Annotated in this window: 21 protein-coding genes and 1 tRNA gene; 15 read left to right on the plus strand and 7 right to left on the minus strand. The window is 71.8% G+C overall.

Going from position 1 to position 19308, the window contains the following annotated elements:
• Window positions 1-6: 6 nt before the first annotated feature.
• Window positions 7-780, minus strand: coding sequence for a class I SAM-dependent methyltransferase (locus VIG76_RS10360; RefSeq protein ID WP_331953801.1), 774 nt, complete (start codon window positions 778-780; stop codon window positions 7-9).
• A 55-nt stretch (window positions 781-835) separates the two neighbouring features.
• On the opposite strand from VIG76_RS10360, the gene VIG76_RS10365 reads away from it, so the two are divergent.
• Complete coding sequence (locus VIG76_RS10365; RefSeq protein WP_331953802.1) at window positions 836-1588, plus strand: phosphoglyceromutase; 753 nt, start codon at window positions 836-838, stop codon at window positions 1586-1588.
• A 100-nt stretch (window positions 1589-1688) separates the two neighbouring features.
• Here VIG76_RS10365 and phoU read toward each other — a convergent pair whose 3' ends face one another.
• Window positions 1689-2342, minus strand: coding sequence for a phosphate signaling complex protein PhoU (gene phoU, locus VIG76_RS10370; protein WP_331953803.1), 654 nt, complete (start codon window positions 2340-2342; stop codon window positions 1689-1691).
• 148 nt (window positions 2343-2490) lie between these two features.
• Here phoU and VIG76_RS10375 point away from each other — a divergent pair, with 148 nt between their 5' ends.
• Together VIG76_RS10375 and VIG76_RS10380 are read left to right on the plus strand one after the other, a co-directional pair.
• Window positions 2491-3663, plus strand: coding sequence for a sensor histidine kinase (locus tag VIG76_RS10375; RefSeq protein ID WP_331953804.1), 1173 nt, complete (start codon window positions 2491-2493; stop codon window positions 3661-3663).
• The gene (locus VIG76_RS10380; RefSeq protein ID WP_331953805.1) at window positions 3660-4358 is read left to right on the plus strand and encodes a response regulator transcription factor; all 699 of its coding nucleotides are present in this window, start codon (window positions 3660-3662) and stop codon (window positions 4356-4358) included. Before VIG76_RS10375 ends, VIG76_RS10380 begins: the two co-directional genes overlap by 4 nt.
• 18 nt (window positions 4359-4376) lie before the next feature.
• On the opposite strand, the gene VIG76_RS10385 is transcribed toward VIG76_RS10380, so the two are convergent.
• A complete protein-coding gene (locus VIG76_RS10385; RefSeq protein ID WP_331953806.1) occupies window positions 4377-4943 on the minus strand; it encodes a hypothetical protein in 567 nt (188 codons plus the stop codon).
• 173 nt (window positions 4944-5116) lie between these two features.
• On the opposite strand from VIG76_RS10385, the gene VIG76_RS10390 reads away from it, so the two are divergent.
• From VIG76_RS10390 to rlmB, 4 genes are read left to right on the plus strand one after another with little or no spacing between them, the layout of a single operon-like run.
• On the plus strand, window positions 5117-5599 hold the full coding sequence (locus VIG76_RS10390; RefSeq protein ID WP_331953807.1) for a CarD family transcriptional regulator: 483 nt from the start codon (window positions 5117-5119) through the stop codon (window positions 5597-5599).
• Window positions 5596-6759 (plus strand): 2-C-methyl-D-erythritol 4-phosphate cytidylyltransferase, encoded by a 1164-nt coding sequence (ispD, locus tag VIG76_RS10395; RefSeq protein WP_331953901.1) that lies wholly within the window; start codon window positions 5596-5598, stop codon window positions 6757-6759. The genes VIG76_RS10390 and ispD overlap by 4 nt, the downstream gene beginning before the upstream one ends.
• Before the next feature lie 9 nt (window positions 6760-6768).
• The gene (gene cysS, locus VIG76_RS10400; protein WP_331953808.1) at window positions 6769-8166 is read left to right on the plus strand and encodes a cysteine--tRNA ligase; all 1398 of its coding nucleotides are present in this window, start codon (window positions 6769-6771) and stop codon (window positions 8164-8166) included.
• Window positions 8156-9127, plus strand: coding sequence for a 23S rRNA (guanosine(2251)-2'-O)-methyltransferase RlmB (gene rlmB / locus VIG76_RS10405; protein ID WP_331953809.1), 972 nt, complete (start codon window positions 8156-8158; stop codon window positions 9125-9127). Before cysS ends, rlmB begins: the two co-directional genes overlap by 11 nt.
• A 159-nt stretch (window positions 9128-9286) precedes the next feature.
• On the opposite strand, the gene VIG76_RS10410 is transcribed toward rlmB, so the two are convergent.
• Window positions 9287-10570, minus strand: a complete 1284-nt coding sequence (locus VIG76_RS10410; RefSeq protein WP_331953810.1) for a DUF4032 domain-containing protein — start codon at window positions 10568-10570, stop codon at window positions 9287-9289.
• Between the two features lie 8 nt (window positions 10571-10578).
• Window positions 10579-11676, minus strand: a complete 1098-nt coding sequence (locus VIG76_RS10415; RefSeq protein WP_331953811.1) for an ABC transporter ATP-binding protein — start codon at window positions 11674-11676, stop codon at window positions 10579-10581.
• Window positions 11677-11923: 247 nt separating this feature from the next.
• On the opposite strand from VIG76_RS10415, the gene VIG76_RS10420 reads away from it, so the two are divergent.
• The 3 genes from VIG76_RS10420 (at window position 11924) to VIG76_RS10430 (ending at window position 13863) form a co-directional block, all read left to right on the plus strand.
• Window positions 11924-12895, plus strand: a complete 972-nt coding sequence (locus VIG76_RS10420; protein WP_331953812.1) for a DsbA family protein — start codon at window positions 11924-11926, stop codon at window positions 12893-12895.
• 163 nt (window positions 12896-13058) lie between these two features.
• Window positions 13059-13361 (plus strand): hypothetical protein, encoded by a 303-nt coding sequence (locus VIG76_RS10425; protein WP_331953813.1) that lies wholly within the window; start codon window positions 13059-13061, stop codon window positions 13359-13361.
• A gap of 145 nt (window positions 13362-13506) precedes the next feature.
• On the plus strand, window positions 13507-13863 hold the full coding sequence (locus tag VIG76_RS10430; RefSeq protein WP_331953814.1) for a hypothetical protein: 357 nt from the start codon (window positions 13507-13509) through the stop codon (window positions 13861-13863).
• Between the two features lie 35 nt (window positions 13864-13898).
• Here the strand turns inward: VIG76_RS10430 and VIG76_RS10435 are convergent.
• A tRNA-Thr gene (locus VIG76_RS10435) sits at window positions 13899-13974 on the minus strand.
• Window positions 13975-14423: 449 nt separating this feature from the next.
• Here VIG76_RS10435 and VIG76_RS10440 point away from each other — a divergent pair.
• Entirely contained in the window at window positions 14424-15512 is a 1089-nt protein-coding gene (locus tag VIG76_RS10440; RefSeq protein WP_331953815.1) for a GAF domain-containing protein, read from the plus strand.
• 81 nt (window positions 15513-15593) lie between these two features.
• On the opposite strand, the gene msrB is transcribed toward VIG76_RS10440, so the two are convergent.
• On the minus strand, window positions 15594-16001 hold the full coding sequence (gene msrB, locus VIG76_RS10445) for a peptide-methionine (R)-S-oxide reductase MsrB (RefSeq protein WP_331953817.1): 408 nt from the start codon (window positions 15999-16001) through the stop codon (window positions 15594-15596).
• A 151-nt stretch (window positions 16002-16152) separates the two neighbouring features.
• On the opposite strand from msrB, the gene VIG76_RS10450 reads away from it, so the two are divergent.
• From VIG76_RS10450 to groL, 4 genes are all read left to right on the plus strand, one after another.
• On the plus strand, window positions 16153-16443 hold the full coding sequence (locus tag VIG76_RS10450; protein ID WP_331953818.1) for a DUF3263 domain-containing protein: 291 nt from the start codon (window positions 16153-16155) through the stop codon (window positions 16441-16443).
• Between the two features lie 59 nt (window positions 16444-16502).
• A complete protein-coding gene (locus VIG76_RS10455; RefSeq protein ID WP_331953820.1) occupies window positions 16503-17033 on the plus strand; it encodes a LytR C-terminal domain-containing protein in 531 nt (176 codons plus the stop codon).
• 160 nt (window positions 17034-17193) lie between these two features.
• A complete protein-coding gene (locus tag VIG76_RS10460; protein WP_331953822.1) occupies window positions 17194-17394 on the plus strand; it encodes a cold-shock protein in 201 nt (66 codons plus the stop codon).
• 196 nt (window positions 17395-17590) lie between these two features.
• Complete coding sequence (gene groL / locus VIG76_RS10465) at window positions 17591-19213, plus strand: chaperonin GroEL (protein ID WP_331953824.1); 1623 nt, start codon at window positions 17591-17593, stop codon at window positions 19211-19213.
• Window positions 19214-19308: the final 95 nt, after the last annotated feature.

A 19308-nucleotide genomic window follows, 5' to 3' on the forward strand; every position in this document is an offset into this window, starting at 1 on the left:
CTGACCTCAGGCCGGCGCGACCGCCTCCCAGGGCACCGTCAGCTCACCGAGCCGCCATCGGCGCGGTCCGCCCTCGACCGGCCAGCCCGAATCGCGCAGCGCCTCGGCGGTGGCGACGAAGCGCTGCACCGGGCCGTAGACCGACAGCGGGCTGGCGCGCGACCAGGCGTCGTCGAGGGCGCGGAGCAGGTCGTGCACCCGCTCGCCGGGCACGTTGCGGTGGATGAGCGCCTTCGGCAGCCGCTCAGCCACGATCGACGGCGCCTCGAGCCCGGTCAAGCGGACGGCGATCGTGAAGCGGCGCGGCCCTTCGGGCTCGACGTCGACCCAGGACCCGATCCGGCCGATCTCGTCGCAGGTGCCGTCGAGCAGGAGGCCGCCGGGTGCGAGGCGCGCGCGCATCCGGTCCCAGGCGCCGACGACCTCGTGCTCCTCGTACTGCCGCAGGACGTTCATCGCCCGGATGATCGCCGGCCGCGCTCCCGTCGGCGTCGGCACCTCGAACCCGCCCAGGCCGAACGAGACCCGCTCCGTGGCGGACGGCAGCGCCGCCGCGACCCGCGCCGGATCGATCTCGAGGCCGAGCACCCGCACATCCGGCCGCACCCGGGCGAGGCGGTCGGCGAGCTCGAGCGCCGTCCACGGGCGAGCGCCGAAGCCGAGGTCGACCACGAGCGGTGCCGCCGCGCGACGAAGCGCGGGGGACGCGGCGAGGTAGCGGTCAACGCGGCGCAGGCGGTTCGTGCCCGTCGTGCCCCGCGTCACCCGCCCCTCGACCATGCGCCGACGGTAGCCGAGCAGGGGACACCGAGGACCGCGTCCGTACACTGGCTCCATGCCGGCCGAACACTCGCTGCTGCTCCTCCGTCACGGATACAGCGACTGGAACGAGAAGAACCTCTTCACCGGTTGGGTCGACGTGCGGCTCACCGAGCGGGGGGTCGAGGAGGGCCGGCGAGCGGGCCGCCTGATCCGCGAGACGGGGCTGCTGCCCGACATCCTGTACACCTCGGTGCTCACGCGCGCGATCCAGACCGCCGACGAGGCGCTGCTCGCCGCCGACCTGGCCTGGCTGCCGGTCGTGCGCCACTGGCGGCTGAACGAGCGGCACTATGGCGCGCTGCAGGGCAAGGACAAGGCGGCCACGCTCGCCGAGTACGGCCCGGAGCAGTTCAAGCTGTGGCGCCGCTCCTACGACGTGCCGCCGCCCCCGCTGCCGGCGGACGCGGAGTTCTCGCAGGCGTCGGATCCGCGCTACGCGGCCCTCGGTCCCGACGTGCCCGACACGGAGTGCCTGCAGGACGTCGTGCACCGGATGATCCCGTACTGGGACGTCGCGATCGCGCCCGAGCTCCGCGCGGGCAAGCGCGTGCTCGTCGTGGCGCACGGCAACTCGCTGCGCGCGCTGGTGAAGCACCTGGACGGCATCTCGGACGACGACATCGCCGAGCTGAACATCCCGACCGGCATCCCGCTGCACTACCGGCTCGACGAGCACCTGCGCCCGATCGTCCCGGGCGGCGAGTACCTCGATCCGGAGGCCGCTGCCGCAGGTGCGGCCGCCGTGGCCGCGCAGGGCACGAAGTAGCCCGACCCGGCCCATCCGAGGGGTTGCCACTGGTGGCGACTTCTCGCCGCAGCAAGTCGCCACCAGTGGCAACTCCCGCGGGAGGGGCTCCTGCAAGGACCTACTGCGTGGGGACGACCCAGGCGCCGGTCTGCAGGTACTGCACCTTCTTCGCGATCGACACCGCGTGGTCGGCGAAGCGCTCGTGGTACCGGCTCGCGAGGGTGGCGTCGACGGTGTCGCTCGCGGCGCCCTTCCACGTCTCGCCGAGCACCTTGTCGAAGACGCTGAGGTGCAGCTCGTCGACGAGGTCGTCGTCGTTCCGGATCTCCTCCGCGAGGTCGGAGTCCTCGGTCTCGAGCAGCCGGGTCAGCTTCCGGGCGATCGACACGTCGAGCCGGCCGAGCTCCTTGAACGTGGGCCGCAGCGTCTTCGGCACCACCTTCTCGGGGAAGCGGTACCGGGAGAGCTGCGCGATGTGCTCGGCCAGGTCGCCCATCCGCTCGAGGGACGCGCTGACGCGCAGCGCGCTCACGACGACCCGGAGGTCGCGCGCGACGGGCTGCTGGCGGGCGAGGATGTCGATTGCGAGCTCGTCGAGGCTGCGGGCGAGGTCGTCGATGAGGTGATCGTCCGCGATCACGCTCTCGGCGAGGGTCACGTCCTGACCGTTGAACGCGGTCGTCGCCTTGTCGATCGCGTCGGCGACGAGGTCCGCGATGCGGACGAGCCGCTCCTGCACCTCGTGGAGCTCCTGCTGGAAGACCTCGCGCACGTTCATCCCCTCTGTGGCCGGGCCGGGGACCACCGTCCAGGCCCAAAGTGAACATCCGGTGCCCGGATGTCGAACACGGGTCGAACTCGCGGGCCCCCGTTGGTGCAGCGCCGACTGCATGCCTCGACGGGCACCTAGTGTAGGCCGCATGGGCACGGCGCAGCTGGTGGTGCTCACCCTCGTGTTCGGCCTCGTTGTGGGTGCCGTCTTCGCGCTGCTCCTGCGCGCGGCGAGGGATCGCGGGGCCGCGGCGGTCGACCTCGTCGACCAGCGCCTCCCCGACGGCATCGCCGCGGTGCTGGGGGCGCTCGAGGGGCCCGCCATCGTGCTCGACGGTTCCAACTCCGTGCTGCTGTCGACGCCCGCCGCCGCCTCGCTCGGCCTCGTCAGCGGCCGCCTCCTGCACCACGACGAGCTCGCCACCCTCGTGGACGAGGCGCGCGGCGCCCACGCCGCGAGGACCCGGGACCTGCTGCTCCGCCGCGGCACCGTCGGGCCGCCCACCCTCCACGTCGCGGCCAGGGCCGCGCCGGTCGGGGTGAGCCATGTGCTGCTGCTCGTCGAGGACCGGTCCGACGTGGTGCGGCTCGAAGCGGTCCGCCGCGACTTCGTCGCCAACGTGAGCCACGAGCTGAAGACCCCGATCGGCGCCGTCGGCCTGCTCGCCGAGGCGCTCGACTCCGCGGCCGACGATCCCGAGCAGGTGCGGCGGTTCGCCGCGCGCCTCACGTCGGAGGCGAGCCGCCTCGCCCACATCACGCGGGAGATCATCGACTTCTCGCGCATCCAGTCGCGCGACCCGCTGCACGAGCCGCGCCCGGTGTCCCTGGACGACGTGCTGAACGCGGCGGTCGACCGGAACCGGGTGCTCGCCGAGGCGAAGTCCATCGAGGTCGTCGTCGGCAAGCGCTCCGGCGTGCACGTGCTCGGCGACGAGACGCTGCTGACCACCGCCGTGCACAACCTCATCGCGAACGCCCTCCAGTACTCGAGCCCGAACGGTCACGTCGGCATCGGCGTGCGGTCCCGCGACGGGATCGTCGAGGTGTCCGTCACGGATCAGGGGAGCGGCATCCCGGAGGACGAGGTCGACCGGGTCTTCGAACGGTTCTACCGGGGCGACCCGGCCCGCTCCCGCCAGACCGGCGGCACGGGGACCGGGCTCGGCCTCAGCATCGTCAAGCACATCGCGGAGAACCACGGCGGTGAGGTGCGCGTCTGGTCGCGCCTCGGCCGGGGCTCGACGTTCACCATCCGACTGCCAGAGACGCCGGCACCGGAGATCGGACGACCCAGGCGTCGCGAGAAGGAACGCGTGTGACCACGATCCTGCTGGTCGAGGACGAGCCCGCCATCGCGGAGCCCCTCGTCTACCTGCTGCAGCGCGAGGGCTACGAGGTGACGGCGGCGGCCGACGGCGGGGAGGCGCTCGCGCGCTTCAACCGCACCGGTGCCGACCTGGTGCTGCTCGACCTCATGCTGCCCGTGCTCCCGGGGACGGAGGTGGCGCGGCGCATCCGCGCGGTCTCGGACGTGCCGATCATCATGCTGACCGCGAAGGACTCGGAGGTGGACATCGTCGTCGGGCTCGAGCTCGGCGCCGACGACTACGTCACGAAGCCCTACTCGAGCCGCGAGCTGCTCGCCCGCATCCGGGCCGTGCTGCGCCGGCGGGTCGAGGCGTCGGATGCCGTCGGGCCGGACGTGCTCGAGTCCGGGTCCGTGCGGCTCGACGCCGACCGGCACGCGGTCTTCGTCCGCGGGGCCGAGACGGCCATGCCGTTGAAGGAGTTCGAGCTGCTCGAGCTGCTGCTGCGCAACGCCGGCCGGGTGCTCACCCGCGGCCAGCTGATCGACCGCGTGTGGGGATCCGACTACTTCGGGGACACCAAGACGCTCGACGTGCACATCAAGCGCATCCGGGCGAAGATCGAGGACGATCCCGGCGAGCCACGGCTGCTGCTGACCGTCCGCGGCCTGGGCTACCGGTTCGAGGACCTGCCCTCAGAGGCTTGAGTCAGGGGGAGGCCTGAGTCAGGCCCCGGGCGTCGCCGAGCCGGTCGGCGCCGGGGTGACCCCGCTGGTGTCGGTCGGCGTCGGCAGCGGCGCCGGAGGAGTCGGCGTGGGCGTCAGCGTCTGGTAGCCGGGGAGGCTGGCGTCGAGCACCGGCACCTTCAGTGTCGCGTTCCTGCCACCGACCGTGAAGTAGACCGGGAACAGCGAGCCCGCCTTCGCGTTCACGCCGGTGAGGGTGATGCTCGCCTGCGCGCCCGGGCGGACAACGCCCGGGCGGATGGTGATGGCGCTGTTCGCCGGCACGGACACCTGCTGGGTGGTCGAGCCAGCGCTGCTCGTGTACTGCATCGAGACGGTCTGCGCCGACGTGGAGCTGTTGATCAGCCTCGCGACGAGGGCCGCGTCGGTGCCGTCCGCCGTGAACAGCAGCGCGTTGCGCACGTCGACGGGACCGAGGCTCGCGTCCATGCCGTCGGCGACCTGGTTGATCTGCGTCGTGTCCTGCGGGCTGATGAACTCGCAACCGCTCGCGCCGAGGACGATCAGTCCCGCGAGAGCGACGGATGCCGCAACGCGCATCTTCACCGGAGCACCCTTCGTCGTGTCCCCGTCACCCGCGTGGAAGAACGGGGGAACGGGCTGTCGGATCGGGGTGAAGCCTAGCGGACGAGGCCCGTGCGGACCCCGGGGCCGACCCCCTCGGACCGTCCCTGAAAGGCCTCTGTGCTAGGCTGGAGGCCGCTTTCGGAGGGACACCCATGCAGTTCGAGGTCGGCGAAACCGTCGTATACCCGCATCACGGAGCGGCGAAGATCGTCGAGGTCAAGAAGCGTACGGTCCGGGGCGAGGAGAAGATCTACCTCAAGCTGAACGTGGCGCAGGGTGACCTGACCATCGAGGTGCCCGCCGACAACGTCGACCTCGTCGGCGTGCGCGACGTGATCGGCCGCGAGGGCCTCGACCGGGTCTTCGAGGTGCTGCGCACCCCGTTCGTCGAGGAGCCGACCAACTGGTCGCGCCGCTACAAGGCGAACCTCGAGAAGCTCGCTTCCGGCGACGTCATCAAGGTCTCGGAGGTCGTGCGCGACCTCTGGCGCCGAGACCAGGACCGCGGACTGTCCGCCGGTGAGAAGCGGATGCTCGCGAAGGCCCGCCAGATCCTGATCTCCGAGCTCGCGCTCGCGGAGAAGACGGACGAGGAGCAGGCGTCCACCGTGCTCGACGAGGTGCTCGCCTCCTGACCACGGTCGTCGTCGTCGCAGCCGGCGACGGCGTGCGGCTCGGCCTCGGGACCCCGAAGGCGCTGGTGCCCCTCGCGGGACGCCCTATCCTCGACTGGTCGCTCGACGCCGTCCTCGGCGCGGAGGTCGACGCCGTCGTGGTCGCCGGTCCTGCTGCGCACCTGCCGCTGCTCGACGCACTCGTCGCGGCGCGCCGCTCATCCGTCCCCATCCGGGTCGTGCCCGGCGGTGCGACCCGGCAGGCGTCGGTGGCCGCGGCGCTCGCGGCCGTCGACGACGACATCGTGCTCGTGCACGACGCCGCCCGCCCGCTGACGCCCTCATCGCTCTTCGACGCCGTCCGTGCCGCCGTGGCGTCCGCCGGTGCGGGCGTCGTGCCGGCGCTGCGGCCCGCCGACACGGTGAAGCGCGTCGCCCACGGCGGGGCGGTCGTCGAGACCCTCGACCGCTCGATGCTCGCCGCGGTGCAGACGCCCCAGGGCTTCCCCGCGGAGCAGCTGCGGGCGGCGTACGCCGCGGCCGACCGCGAGCACACGGACGACGCCTCGCTCTTCGCCGCGTCGGGTGGCGCCGTCCAGACGATCGAGGGCGAGCCGTCGGCGTTCAAGATCACCACGCCGTGGGACCTGCGCCGGGCCGAGCAGCTGCTCGCGCCCGTTCCGGTCCTGCGCACCGGCATCGGGGTGGACGTGCACGCCGTCGACGCCGGCCGCCCCCTGCACCTCGGCGGACTCGCCTGGCCCGGGGAGGCGGGCCTCGCCGGGCACAGCGACGCCGACGCCGTCTGCCATGCGATCTCGGACGCGCTGCTGTCGGCGGCCGGCCTCGGCGATCTCGGCAGCCGGTTCGGCGTGGACCGGCCCGAGGAGCAGGACCGGCCGGGCATCGAGTTCGTGCGCCGCACCGGCGCGCTGCTCGCCGAGGCGGGCTGGCGCCCGGTGAACGTCGCGGTGCAGGTCGTCGGCCGTCGCCCGCGGATCGCGCCCCGTCGTGGCGAGATGGAGGCGGTCCTCAGCGGCGTCCTCGGGGCGCCTGTCTCGGTCTCCGGCACCACGACCGACGGGCTCGGGTTCCCCGGGCGGGGCGAGGGCATCGCCGCCGTGGCGACTGCGCTCGTCGAGGCGACGCCCGGCCGAGGGACGCCTGCGCCCGCTCGGTAGCATGGGGTGGTGACCCTGCGCCTCTACGACACCCGGTCGCAGTCCCTGCAGGAGCTCGACCCGGTGGATCCCGGCCGGGTCGGCATGTACGTCTGCGGCCCCACCGTGCAGTCGTCCCCGCACATCGGGCACCTCCGGTCCGCCCTCAGCTACGACCTGCTGCGCCGATGGTTGGAGCACCGCGGCTACGCGGTGACGCTCATCCGCAACGTCACGGACATCGACGACAAGATCCTCCGCGCCGCCGACCAGGGGCCCGACCCGTGGTGGGCGCACGCCTACCGGGTGGAGCTCGAGTTCTCGGCCGCGTACGCCGCGATCGGCGTGCTGCCCCCGACGAACGAGCCGCGTGCCACCGGCAGCATCGGCGCGATGATCGACCTCATCCAGCGCCTCATCGATGGCGGGCACGCCTATCCGGCCGACGACGGATCTGTGTACTTCGACGTCGCCTCGTGGCCGTCGTACGGCTCGCTCACCCGGCAGAGCGGCGACGCCCTCCTCAGCGGCGAGGACGCGGACCCACGCGACCGGCGCAGCCCCCGCGACTTCGCCCTCTGGAAGGGCCGCAAGCCCGAGGAGCCCGAATCCGCCTCCTGGCCGGCACCGTGGGGCGCCGGCCGGCCCGGCTGGCACATCGAGTGCTCGGCGATGGCGGAGCGCTACCTCGGGCAGGAGTTCGACATCCACGGCGGGGGACTGGACCTCCGCTTCCCGCACCACGAGAACGAGCTGGCCCAGTCGACGGCGTCCGGCGCGCCGTTCGCCCGACTCTGGGTGCACAACGGGCTGGTCACCGTGAACGGCCAGAAGATGTCGAAGTCGCTCGGCAACTCCGTCTTCGCGAGCGATCTGCTCGGCGCCGCGCGGCCCGTCGTCGTGCGCTACGCCCTCGCGGCCGCGCACTACCGGTCCGACCGCGACTTCCAGGACGGATCCCTCGTCGAGGCCGAGGAGGCGATCGCCCGGATGGAGCGGCTCGTCGAGCGCGCGACCGCCGCAGGCGTCGGCGGCGCCGCTGCCGTGGTGCCCGACGCGTTCGCGGCCGCGATGGACGACGACCTCGGCGTGCCCGAGGCGCTCGCGGTGCTGCACGACACCATCCGGCGCGGCAACCAGGCGATCGACGCCGGCGACCTCGGCACGGCCGCCCACGCGGTCGCCTCCGTGCACGCGATGGCCGGTGTGCTGGGCGTGGACCCCACGACGTGGGCGGACGACGCCGGCGGGGATCGCACGCACGACGCCCTCGCCGCGCTCGTCGGCCGCCTCATCGAGGAGCGGACGGACGCCAGGCGGCGGCGGGACTGGGCCGCGGCCGACCGGGTGCGCGACGATCTCGCCGCAGCGGGCGTGACGCTCGAGGACGGCGCCGACGGCACGAGATGGAGCATCGATGGCCGCTGAGGCACGCCGACCCGCAGGCAAGCGCGGGGGCAAGAAGGGTCCGACCGTCGGGACCGGCGGCCACGGGCGCAAGGCGCTCGAGGGTCGCGGGCCGACCCCGAGGGCGGAGGACCGCGAGTACCACGCGGCCCACAAGCGCAAGCAGTCGGCGGAGCGGCTTGCGGCGAAGCGCGGCGAGACCAAGCGGCCCGCACCGACGGTCCGGCGAAAGCCCGCCGGCGACGAGCTCGTGACCGGTCGCAACGCCGTGCTGGAGGCGCTGCGCACCCGCGTCCCCGCGACGACCCTCTACCTCGCCTCCCGCGTCGAGATGGACGACCGGCTGCGCGAGACCCTGTCGATCGCGAACCACCGCGACCTGCCGGTGCTCGAGGTCATGCGGCCCGAGCTCGACCGGCTCACCGGCGGTGACCTGCTCCACCAGGGCGTCGCCCTCGCCGTGAAGCCGTACGAGTACGTGCATCCGCTCGACCTGCTCGAGCGTGCCGGCGACGTGCCCGCGCTCCTCGTCGCCCTCGACGGGGTCACGGATCCGCGGAACCTCGGCGCGATCATCCGCTCCGCCGCGGCGTTCGGAGCGCACGGCGTCGTGCTGCCGCAGCGCCGGTCCGCCGGCGTGACGGCCGCCGCCTGGCGCTCGTCGGCCGGTGCGGTGGCGCGCCTCCCGGTCGCGATGGCGTCGAACCTCGCGCAGACGATCACGGCCTACAAGCAGCGCGGCGTCTTCGTCGCGGGGCTGGCGGGCGACGGCGACGTGTCGCTGCCGGCGTTCGACCTCTCCGACAGGCCGCTGCTCGTGGTCGCCGGCAGCGAGGGGGAGGGCCTCTCGCGCATCGTGCGGGAGCTGTGCGACGTGATCGTGTCGATCCCGATCGGTGGGAGGACGGAGTCGCTGAACGCGAGCGTGGCGGCGAGCATCGCCCTCTATCGCATCGCGACGGAGCGCTCCGGCGCCAAGTAGTTCCCCGCCGAGCGCTTCAGCAGGGCACGAGCACTTCGGCAGGCCCCTGGCGCACCAGGAGCCTGCCGAAGCGCGCACACCCTGCTGGGCCCGCGGCGGCCGGTACCGACGCACGGCGAAGCCGCGTGGAGGCCGAGCCGATGGGGACGGTGCTCGGGGTCAGACGGTGGCGCGCCAGTCCTCGGGGCCTGCGGAGATGCGGATGGGGACCGTCACCGACCCCGTCACAGGCTCGATCATGGTCGCCTCGTCGCGGCGGTGGCGCAGGATGTCCTCGATGTAGGACGACAGCGCCTCGGCGAGGGGCACGTCGCGCGACTCGCGCTGCGACATGAACCAGCGGTGCTCGAGCACCTGGTGGAAGATCTCCGCCGGCTCGAGCTTGCCACGCAGGTCGCGGGGGATCGCCCGGATCACCGGCTCGAAGACGGTCGCGACCCATTCGTGCGCGGCCTGCTCCTCGGGGAGGTGGCCCTTGTTGAAGGTGTGCCGCCACTGGTCGAGGTCGTTCAGCAGGCGCCGCGCCTGGTTCTCCTCGGCGTCGAGGCCCGTGAGGCGCAGCAGCCGGCGGGTGTGGTGTCCGGAGTCGACGACCTTGGGCTGGATGACGACCTCGGTGCCGCCCTCCGCGGTGCGGATGGACAGCTCCTCGATGTCGAAGCCGAGCGCGTTCAGCCGGTCGACGCGCTCGTTGATCCGCCAGCGCTCCGCGGAGGAGAACTGCTCGCGGCCCATCAGCTCGTTCCAGAGCATCCGGTACTGGGAGACGATCCGCTCGCTGGTGACGAGCGGATCGAGGTCCTCGTCCACGTGGCCGCCGGCGGCGAGGTCCATCAGCTCGCCGGCGATGTTCACGCGGGCGATCTCGACGTCGTTCTCGCGCTGGCCCTTCGAGAGGCCGCCGGGGTAGATCTTGCCGGTCTCCGCATCGACGAGGTAGGCGGCGAAGGCGCCCGCGTCGCGGCGGAACAGTGTGTTCGAGAGCGAGACGTCGCCCCAGAAGAAGCCCGTGATGTGCAGCTGCACGAGCAGCAGCGCGAGGGCGTCCGCGAGACGCGTGGCCGTGTCGGGCCGAAGCGTCTGCGAGAAGAGCGCCCGGTACGGCAGGGAGAAGCGCAGGTGCCGGGTGACGAGGCAGGGCTCGAGCCCGCCGCCGTTCTCATCCGTTCGACCGGAGATCACAGCGACGGGCTCGACGCACGGCACCTCCAGACGCTGCAGCGTCCGGAGCATGTCGTACTCCCGGGTCGCGAGCTCGTTGGAGGTCTCCTTCACCGCGATCACGTACCCCGAGAGGTTCGCGAAGCGCACGATGTGCCGCGAGATGCCTTTCGGCAGCGCCGCGATCCGGTCCGTCGGCCAGTCCTCGAGAGGGAGGTCCCAAGGAAGGTCGAGCAGACCGGGATCGACGGTCGCGGCGGTGATGGAGAGCGAGCCGCTCATGGAATAGCTCAGACGGACACCGCCGCGGAGAGCCGGGCGCCTGACTCCACGTCGAAGACGTGGGTGTGGTTCTGCTCGGGGTGCAGGTAGACGAGGTCGTTGACGTTCGGGTGGGTGCGCCCGTCGACGCGAGCGACGATGTCGGTGCGCCGGCCGTTGACCTCCGCGTGGCCGTAGAGGTAGCCGTCCGCGCCGAGCTCCTCGACGAGGTCGACCGTCACCGGCAGGCCGTCGCCCTGGGTCGTGGAGACCTCGAGGTCCTCCGGACGGACACCGATGGTGACCTGCTTGCCGCTCGAGGCCTGGATGACGTCACGCGTCAGCGGGATCGTGTACTCGCCGAACTTCACGCCGCCCTCGACGAGGTCCGTCGCGAACAGGTTCATCGCCGGGCTGCCGATGAAGCCGGCGACGAACACGTTGTTGGGGTGCTCGTACAGGTCGCGAGGGGTGCCGACCTGCTGCAGGATGCCGTCCTTCAGCACGCAGATCCGGTCACCCATGGTGAGGGCCTCGGTCTGGTCGTGCGTCACGTACACGGTGGTGACACCGAGCCGGCGCTGCAGCGACGCGATCTGCGTACGGGTCTGCACGCGGAGCTTCGCGTCGAGGTTCGACAGCGGCTCGTCCATGAGGAACACCTGCGGCTGACGGACGATCGCGCGGCCCATCGCGACGCGCTGCCGCTGGCCGCCGGAGAGGGCCTTCGGCTTGCGGGCGAGGTACGGCTCGAGGTCGAGCAGCTTCGCGGCCTCCTGCACGCGCTGCGCGCGCTCGTCCTTGTTGACGCCCGCGATCTTGAGGGCGAAGCCCATGTTCTCGGCGACGGTCATGTGCGGGTACAGCGCGTAGTTCTGGAAGACCATCGCGATGTCGCGGTCCTTCGGCGGGATGTCGGTGACGTCCCTCTCGCCGATGAAGATGTGCCCGTCGTTGACCTCCTCGAGGCCCGCGAGCATCCGGAGGGACGTGGACTTGCCGCAGCCGGACGGGCCGACGAGGACGAGGAACTCGCCGTCGGCGATGTCGAGGCTGAGGGCGTCGACCGCTGCACGGGTACCACCGGGGTACAGACGCGTCGCGCGATCGAAGGTCACGGTTGCCATGGTTGAGACTCCTTCACCGGCAGGTACGAGCCGGACGATCCGTAGTGAGGATGACCATCGGTCATGCCGGTCGCCTTCGGCCGGTCGCGTCAGTATCGCATGCCCGGAGGCGCGGATGTGAGGGCCCATCAGGGGCTCCGCAGGCAGCAGAACGGGCGACCGCGGGGCGCCTGCACGGGCCCTCATCGGGTCGGCGGCTACCATGCCACCCGATGTCCGCCAGGTCGGTGGACCTGTGGAGGAACCTGTGTCGACCGCGGGCGGGCCGAGGCCGTCGAAGAACGAGCGGCGTGATGCCGCACGCGAGAAGGCCCGCGAGCAGCGCCTGCGTCAGCAGCGGCGTGAGCGCCGCAACCGGATCGGGCTGCAGGTGGGCATCGGCGTCGTCGTGCTCGCCATCGTCGCCATCGTCGCGGTGGTGCTCGTCAACTCCATCCGGCCGCCCGGACCGGGCCCGAAGAACATGGCCGACGACGGCATCGTCATCACCAAGGGCCTGACGGCCGAGCGGACCGACGCCCTGGCTGCCGGCGCGAAGCCGACGCAGCGTCCGGCGCCGTCCGGCAAGGTCGCCATCCGCACGTACGAGGACTTCGGCTGCCCGATCTGCGGGCAGTTCGAGAAGACGAACGCCGCGTACATCCAGACCCTGCTGCAGCAGGGCAACGCGACGCTCCAGATCTATCCGGTCGCGATCCTCGACAACAACTTCGCCGGCAGCCAGTACTCCACGCGGGCCGCGAACGCGGCCGCCGCCGTCGCGAACTACTCGCCGGACCGGTTCTACGCGTTCCACTCGCTGCTGTTCGCCAATCAGCCCGCCGAGGGCACGACCGGTCTCACCGACGACCAGCTCATCGGCTACGCCAAGCAGGCGAAGGTGACGAACCTCTCGGCGATCAGCGACGCGATCAAGAACCACCGGTTCTTCAGCTGGGTGGACGCGTCCACGAAGCGGTTCGTGGGCGCCGACTTCCCCGACACGAACGTGCACAGCGCGGCGGACATCCAGAAGCTGCTGAACCAGCCCACCGCGGGGGTCGGTACGCCGATGGTCTTCGTCGACGGCAAGTACTACACCGGCAGCGTCGCGAACGCGGATCAGTTCAAGTCGTTCGTGCTGAGCTCGGGCGCGGCATTCACGCCGACGCCCTCGGCCAGCCCGTCGGCGTCGGCGTCCGCCTCGTCGAGCCCGAGTCCCAGCCCGACCAAGAAGTAGCGGGAGCCCTCGGGATCCCGGGGGACGGAGCTGGTGGGATCGCTCCGTCCCCCGGGGACGCATCGCCTGGTCAGAGGGGCGAATCCTTCGCTCGCCGAAGGACCAGGAACCTCCCGGCCTCCGGCGGCGACTGCCCGGGGAATCCCGGGTATCGTGCGCGAGCATGGCCATCCCCGAGGTCGGTCGGCTCTTCGGCCATGTCCTGCTGGACGCGGTCGCGGCCTGGGACGACGAGGCCGACGAGGCCCTGAACGAACGCACCCTGAACCTCGCCCTGGCGCGCCTCGACGAGATCGAGGCGATCCGGGTGACCCTCGACGACCAGGACACGGCGACGGTCGATGCGTCCGACGTGCTCGGTCCCGCCGTGATGCTGCTGCTGCAGGCCGTCCGGCTCGCCTCGCTGCGAGGGCCGGCCAGGGAGGTCGTCATCGCGGACCTCCGCCGCGACCTCGACGACGGATGACGGGCCGGTGCCGTGCACCCGGTCCCTTCCCCGGGGGCTGTCAAGCCCATCCTGCTCTCGGTGGTCCGTCCTCGACCATCGCTCCGGAGCGGCCCGGCGCTCCGATGACGGCGGCGCGGACCGCGCGGGTGAGGACGACGATCGCATGGAGCTGCAGGTGCTGACGCGTGATCCGGGCGTCGAGGACGCCGCGCCGACCCGCGACCACCACCTCTTCTGGTGGAGCCCCGAGATCGAGCGGCTGCATCGTGAGGGTCGGCTGTCTGAGGCGCTCGCGCTCGCCTGGTCGCGGATGGAGGCCGTCGAGCACGAGCGACCGCTCCCCTACGGATGGGCGTGGGGCGTCGCGATGATCGCGCGGCAGATGCGTCGGTACGACCTCGAGGTGGAGGTGGCCGAGCGCGTGCTCGCGATCGCCGCCGAGGGCGGCGCGCCGGCGGAGCCGTGGGAGTCGCGGCTGGGGGAGGCGCGCCTGCTCGCTGAACGGGTCGGCCGACCCTGACTGCGGCTCCTCGACGGGAGGAGTAAGGGCGGATCTGGAGCCGACTGCGGGACTCGAACCCGCAACCCCCTAATTACAAGTTAGGTGCGCTACCAGTTGCGCCAAGCCGGCCAGGCGGATCGGCGGGTCCGACCGGCTCTGCGGGTGACGCCACCCGCAGAGACCCGAGTGACCGCCGGATCCGCTGTCCACACGCTACCCCGCGCCCGGCGTGACGAGCGGGTCGTGCGGGCGCACCGCATGCAGTGCTCGGGGCGCCGCCGCCAGGAAGCGAGGGCGCGGCGGCGCTGTACCCCTCCTCTCGGCTCCTGTCCATGGCTCGCTCCCCGAGGCTTCGGCGGCTCGGCGTGGCTTGGATCCGATCGCGTCGACGATCGGGGCGAACCGCTCGTCCAGCAGCGGGGGCTTTTCGGGCGCGCCGCGTGGCGCTGCGGCCTGTGCCGCGCCGGGGTGGCGCGCAGCCGCCGGCGCTGACCGGGCCCCTCCTCCTCCCGCGAGCGGGCCGCCCCGACTGATGACTCGTCAGCGAACGCTCAACACCATGCCGGAAGGTGGCTGCCATGCAAGGGGCGGCCGGACGGTCCCGGTCGTCGGGCCGAGGGGTGCTCTGGGGTGCCTTCGGCATCAGTCGCCTGCATCGCAGCGGCGCCCTGCCGCACCGGATCCTGGTGGTCGGCAGCCGCTCCCTGCTGCACCGGGCGGCCCGGCGTGAGGCCCTGGCGCAGCTGACGGAGGACCTCGCCGACCGCATCTGGCTGAGCACGCGGCGGGGTGTCGACCTCGACGTGGTGTGGGAGCTCCGCCGCCTCCTGCGATCGGTCCTCACCGGGCTCACGGCGCTGCGGATCGCGCGCTACGACAGCGTCGTCCTCCTCGCGGCGCCCGAGGAGGCGACGTACGGCCGGCCCACGCGCAGCAGCCGGCTCATCCGGGCCATCCTGCAGGAGATGGCCCCGGAGGGGCGGTTCCTCTCGGTCACCCTCGACCCGCATCCGATGGAGCGGGAGGGACCGCACGGTGCTGCTGACCCGGAACGCGCGTCCCCGACCGCCGCGATCGAGCTGCGATCCCTCCGGATCGACCTGGAGTCGCGCAAGCGGGCCGCCGCGAGCATCGCCCGGCGCCTGCAGTCCCCGCGCCTCGAGGTCGCCCGCCGGCTCGCCGTGCGGGCAGATGCGACGGAGGACGACGATCCGCAGCGCGCCGGCGCGGTCGAGGCGCTCGGGCTGACCGATCGCCCGGACGACGAGCGGCTCGATCTGCTGGTCGAGCGAGCGCGGGACGCCTTCGACACCCGCTACGCCGAGATCAACGTCGTCGCGGAGGACGTGCAGTGGTCGCTCGCCGCCGCCGGCCTTCCCCGGGGCAGCCGGTCGACCGACAAGTCCCTCTGCGTGCTCGCCTCGCGGCGCTCCGCGCCGACGATCATCCCCGACACCCTGAAGCGGCTTCCCGCGGACCGGATCCCGCGCCTCGCGAACGGGCGACTGGTCCGGTTCTACGCCGGCCACCCGATCCACTCGATCGACGGGCACCGGATCGCGGTGCTGTGCGTCTACGACACCAGGCCGCGGCGCCTCGACGACGACGAGATCAGCGCCCTCCGCGACCTGGCCCTGCAGGCCGAGGCGAGGCTCATCGGCGCCTGACCGAGGAGGTCTCGAGGGCGCCGCGACGGAGCCCGGCCGCGGCGCGACCTCCACCCGGAGCGCGCCGCGACCTCCGTGCGATCAGGCCTGCGTGCCCTCGTCGAAGCTCAGCGAGACCGAGTTCATGCAGAACCGCTCGCCCGTCGGCGTCTGCGGCGCGTCGTCGAACAGGTGGCCGAGGTGCGAGCCGCAGCGGGCGCAGTTCACCTCGGTGCGGGTCATGCCCCAGGAGCGGTCCGACTTCAGCTCGACGGCGTCGGGGGAGACGGGCTCGTAGAAGCTCGGCCAGCCGGAGCCCGAGTCGAACTTCGTCGTCGACTTGAACAGGGGCGCGTCGCAGGCCTTGCAGCGGAACAGGCCGTCGCGGTGCTCGTCGAGCAGTGTGCCGCTCCACGGCCGCTCGGTGCCCGCCTCGCGCAGCACCGTGAACTCGCTCGGGTCGAGGGCTGCGCGCCACTCGGCGTCGCTCTTGGTCACTTCGTATGCCATCCGGGGTTCCTTCCTCGCTCGGCGGATGAGGATCGACCGGCGCATATCGGCGCGTCGGCCTGTCGCTGCAGGCGCCAGTGATGGAGCGCTCCTAGCATCGCTGCTATTCCTCTTGCATGAGCGGCCCACGGCCGTGGAAGGGCGGTGACGCGTGACCGACGACGAGGCGGCCGGCACGGCACGGCGCACCCCCGAGCTGAGCGCGAGGGACCTCGCGATGCTCGCCTTCGAGCGCGCGTCCTGGAAGCACGGCGGTCAGAAGGAGGAGGCCATCCGCGAGGAGTTCGGCGTCTCCGCCGCCCGCTACTACCAGCTGCTCGGCGCGCTGATCGACTCTCCGGCGGCCCTGCAGGAGGATCCGATGCTCGTGAAGCGCCTTCAGCGCCTCCGCGACGCCCGAACGGTACGGCGCGCCGATCTGCTGCGCCGGCACTCGAGCTGAGCGCCACGGGAGCCGTGCCCGTTCTGGGCGCGGCCTTCACCGACCACCCCCGAAAGGCGATGGCCTCCGCACAGCGCGACCGCTTCGACGACATCCCCGCCGATCTCGCACGCGTCGGAGCACATCGCGCCCCACGTCCCGCCGGCCGCGGCTTCGTCGCCTTCGCATGGGCCGCGCTCGCGACCGGTGTGCTCGTCGGCGCGGGTGTGCTCGGGCTGGGCGTCATCGAGAAGAAGGTCGCCGACATCGGCACGAGCGCGCCCACCGCGACGGTCGCGGCGCCGACGCCCACGATCGATCCGAAGATCGACGTCGTCCTGCTGAACGCGACGACGAAGAACGGCCTCGCCGCCAGCGCCTCGTCCGTGCTGGGCAAGGACGGGTGGAAGGTCGGGTCGACGGCGAACGCGAGCTCGACGGACGTGAAGACGACGACGGTCTACTACACCACCGCTTCGCAGGCCGGCGCCGCAGCCGGCCTCGCGAAGTCGCTCGGCATCACGCGGACCGCGCTGTCGCAGCAGTTCGCTGTGCCCGGCCAGCAACGCCTCACCGTGGTGCTCGGCGCCGACTACGCCGCCGCGCACTGACGTCGCTCGGGGCGTCCGCGTTACGGCGCCGTTACGGGTGTGTTGAGATCCGGCCACGGAACCCACCGAGGCTCCCATTCGGCTCGTCGCACTCAGTAGATTGCCAGCCAACCGGATGGTGCAAGCACGGTCCGGTCGAGCGTGTCAGGAGCAGTGCGTCATGGCCAGCGGCATCGTCAAGTGGTTCAACTCCGAGAAGGGCTACGGCTTCATCACCGTCGACGGCGGTGAAGACGTCTTCGTCCACTACTCCGCGATCGACATGAGCGGATACCGCACCCTCACGGAGGGGCAGCGGGTGGAGTTCGAGGTCGGCACCGGGTCGAAGGGCCCTCAGGCGGAGTCCGTGCACCCCGCCTGAGCGCCGCTTCCGCGACCGCGCCGCCTCGGCAGCGCGGTCGATCCGGCGTGCGCGGACCCGGCGGTGTCGGCTTGCACTCCCCGGGGTGGACTGCCAAGATGGATTAGCACTCCGATCTATCGAGTGCCAAGCGGGTGAGGTCTCGCGATCCGACCCGCCTCCCATCCGTCACGTCCAGAAGGGACGACACACACATATGGCGAAGATCATTGCCTTCGACGAGGAGGCCCGCCGCGGTCTCGAGCGCGGGCTGAACCAGCTCGCGGACGCCGTGCGCGTCACCCTCGGGCCCCGCGGCCGCAACGTGGTGCTCGAGAAGAAGTGGGGCGCCCCGACGATCACGAACGACGGCGTCTCGATCGCCAAGGAGATCGAGCTCGACGACCCGTACGAGAAGATCGGCGCGGAGCTCGTCAAGGAGGTCGCGAAGAAGACCGACGACGTGGCCGGTGACGGCACCACGACGTCCGTCGTGCTCGCTCAGGCGCTCGTCCGTGAGGGCCTGCGCAACGTCGCGGCCGGCGCGGACCCGATCAGCCTCAAGCGCGGCATCGACAAGGCCGTCGAGGCGGTCTCCCGCGAGCTGCTGAACTCGGCCAAGGAGGTCGAGACCAAGGAGGAGATCGCGGCCACCGCGTCCATCTCCGCCGGTGACGAGCAGATCGGCGCGATCATCGCCGAGGCGATCGACAAGGTCGGCAAGGAGGGCGTCGTCACCGTCGAGGAGTCGAACACCTTCGGCACCGAGCTCGAGCTCACCGAGGGCATGCGCTTCGACAAGGGCTTCCTGTCGCAGTACTTCGTGACCGACGCGGACCGTCAGGAGGCGGTGTTCGAGGACCCCTACATCCTCATCGCGAACTCGAAGATCTCGAACATCAAGGACCTGCTCCCCATCGTCGACAAGGTGATCCAGAGCGGCAAGCAGCTGCTCATCATCGCCGAGGACGTCGACGGCGAGGCGCTCGCGACCCTGATCGTCAACAAGATCCGCGGCATCTTCAAGTCCGTCGCAGTCAAGGCCCCGGGCTTCGGCGACCGCCGCAAGGCGCAGCTGCAGGACATCGCGATCCTGACCGGCGGTCAGGTCATCTCCGAGGAGGTCGGTCTCAAGCTCGAGAACGTCACCCTCGACCTGCTCGGCCAGGCCCGCAAGGTCGTCATCACCAAGGACGAGACCACGATCGTCGACGGTGCCGGCGACGCCGAGCAGATCGCCGGCCGCGTGCAGCAGATCCGCAACGAGATCGAGAACACCGACAGCGACTACGACCGCGAGAAGCTCCAGGAGCGTCTCGCCAAGCTCGCCGGCGGCGTCGCCGTCATCAAGGCGGGCGCGGCGACCGAGGTCGAGCTGAAGGAGCGCAAGCACCGCATCGAGGACGCCGTTCGCAACGCGAAGGCCGCCGTCGAGGAGGGCATCGTCGCCGGTGGTGGCGTCGCCCTCATCCAGGCCGGCAAGACGGCGTTCGCGACCCTCGAGCTCGTCGGTGACGAGGCGACCGGCGCGAACATCGTCAAGGTCGCCATCGAGGCCCCGCTCAAGCAGATCGCGCTGAACGCCGGTCTCGAGCCGGGTGTCGTCGCCGAGAAGGTGCGCGGCCTGCCCGTCGGTCACGGCCTCAACGCCGCGACCGGTGAGTACGTCGACATGCTCGCCGCCGGCATCAACGACCCGGTGAAGGTCACCCGCTCCGCGCTGCTCAACGCCGCGTCGATCGCCGGGCTGTTCCTCACCACCGAGGCCGTCGTCGCCGACAAGCCGGAGCGGCAGCCGGTTCCGGCCGGTGCCGAGGCCGGCGGGGGCATGGACTTCTAAGTCCGAGCAACGAATCGGGAACGGGCCGGGCATCCTTCGGGATGCCCGGCCCCTTCCGCGTTCCCGGGCCGGTGGATGGGCGACTTCGGGCGGGT

This window comes from Amnibacterium sp. (assembly GCF_036559085.1).
GTDB lineage: Bacteria > Actinomycetota > Actinomycetes > Actinomycetales > Microbacteriaceae > Amnibacterium.

Bases quoted from the DNA above. Each gene is read 5' to 3' on its own strand.
- VIG76_RS10360 (WP_331953801.1), bottom strand. From the start codon at position 780: ATGGTCGAGGGGCGGGTGACGCGGGGCACGACGGGCACGAACCGCCTG.
- VIG76_RS10365 (WP_331953802.1), top strand. From the start codon at position 836: ATGCCGGCCGAACACTCGCTGCTGCTCCTCCGTCACGGATACAGCGAC.
- VIG76_RS10375 (WP_331953804.1), top strand. From the start codon at position 2,491: ATGGGCACGGCGCAGCTGGTGGTGCTCACCCTCGTGTTCGGCCTCGTT.
- VIG76_RS10390 (WP_331953807.1), top strand. From the start codon at position 5,117: ATGCAGTTCGAGGTCGGCGAAACCGTCGTATACCCGCATCACGGAGCG.
- rlmB (WP_331953809.1), top strand. From the start codon at position 8,156: ATGGCCGCTGAGGCACGCCGACCCGCAGGCAAGCGCGGGGGCAAGAAG.
- VIG76_RS10410 (WP_331953810.1), bottom strand. From the start codon at position 10,570: ATGAGCGGCTCGCTCTCCATCACCGCCGCGACCGTCGATCCCGGTCTG.
- VIG76_RS10415 (WP_331953811.1), bottom strand. From the start codon at position 11,676: ATGGCAACCGTGACCTTCGATCGCGCGACGCGTCTGTACCCCGGTGGT.
- VIG76_RS10425 (WP_331953813.1), top strand. From the start codon at position 13,059: ATGGCCATCCCCGAGGTCGGTCGGCTCTTCGGCCATGTCCTGCTGGAC.
- VIG76_RS10430 (WP_331953814.1), top strand. From the start codon at position 13,507: ATGGAGCTGCAGGTGCTGACGCGTGATCCGGGCGTCGAGGACGCCGCG.
- VIG76_RS10440 (WP_331953815.1), top strand. From the start codon at position 14,424: ATGCAAGGGGCGGCCGGACGGTCCCGGTCGTCGGGCCGAGGGGTGCTC.
- msrB (WP_331953817.1), bottom strand. From the start codon at position 16,001: ATGGCATACGAAGTGACCAAGAGCGACGCCGAGTGGCGCGCAGCCCTC.
- VIG76_RS10455 (WP_331953820.1), top strand. From the start codon at position 16,503: ATGGCCTCCGCACAGCGCGACCGCTTCGACGACATCCCCGCCGATCTC.
- VIG76_RS10460 (WP_331953822.1), top strand. From the start codon at position 17,194: ATGGCCAGCGGCATCGTCAAGTGGTTCAACTCCGAGAAGGGCTACGGC.
- groL (WP_331953824.1), top strand. From the start codon at position 17,591: ATGGCGAAGATCATTGCCTTCGACGAGGAGGCCCGCCGCGGTCTCGAG.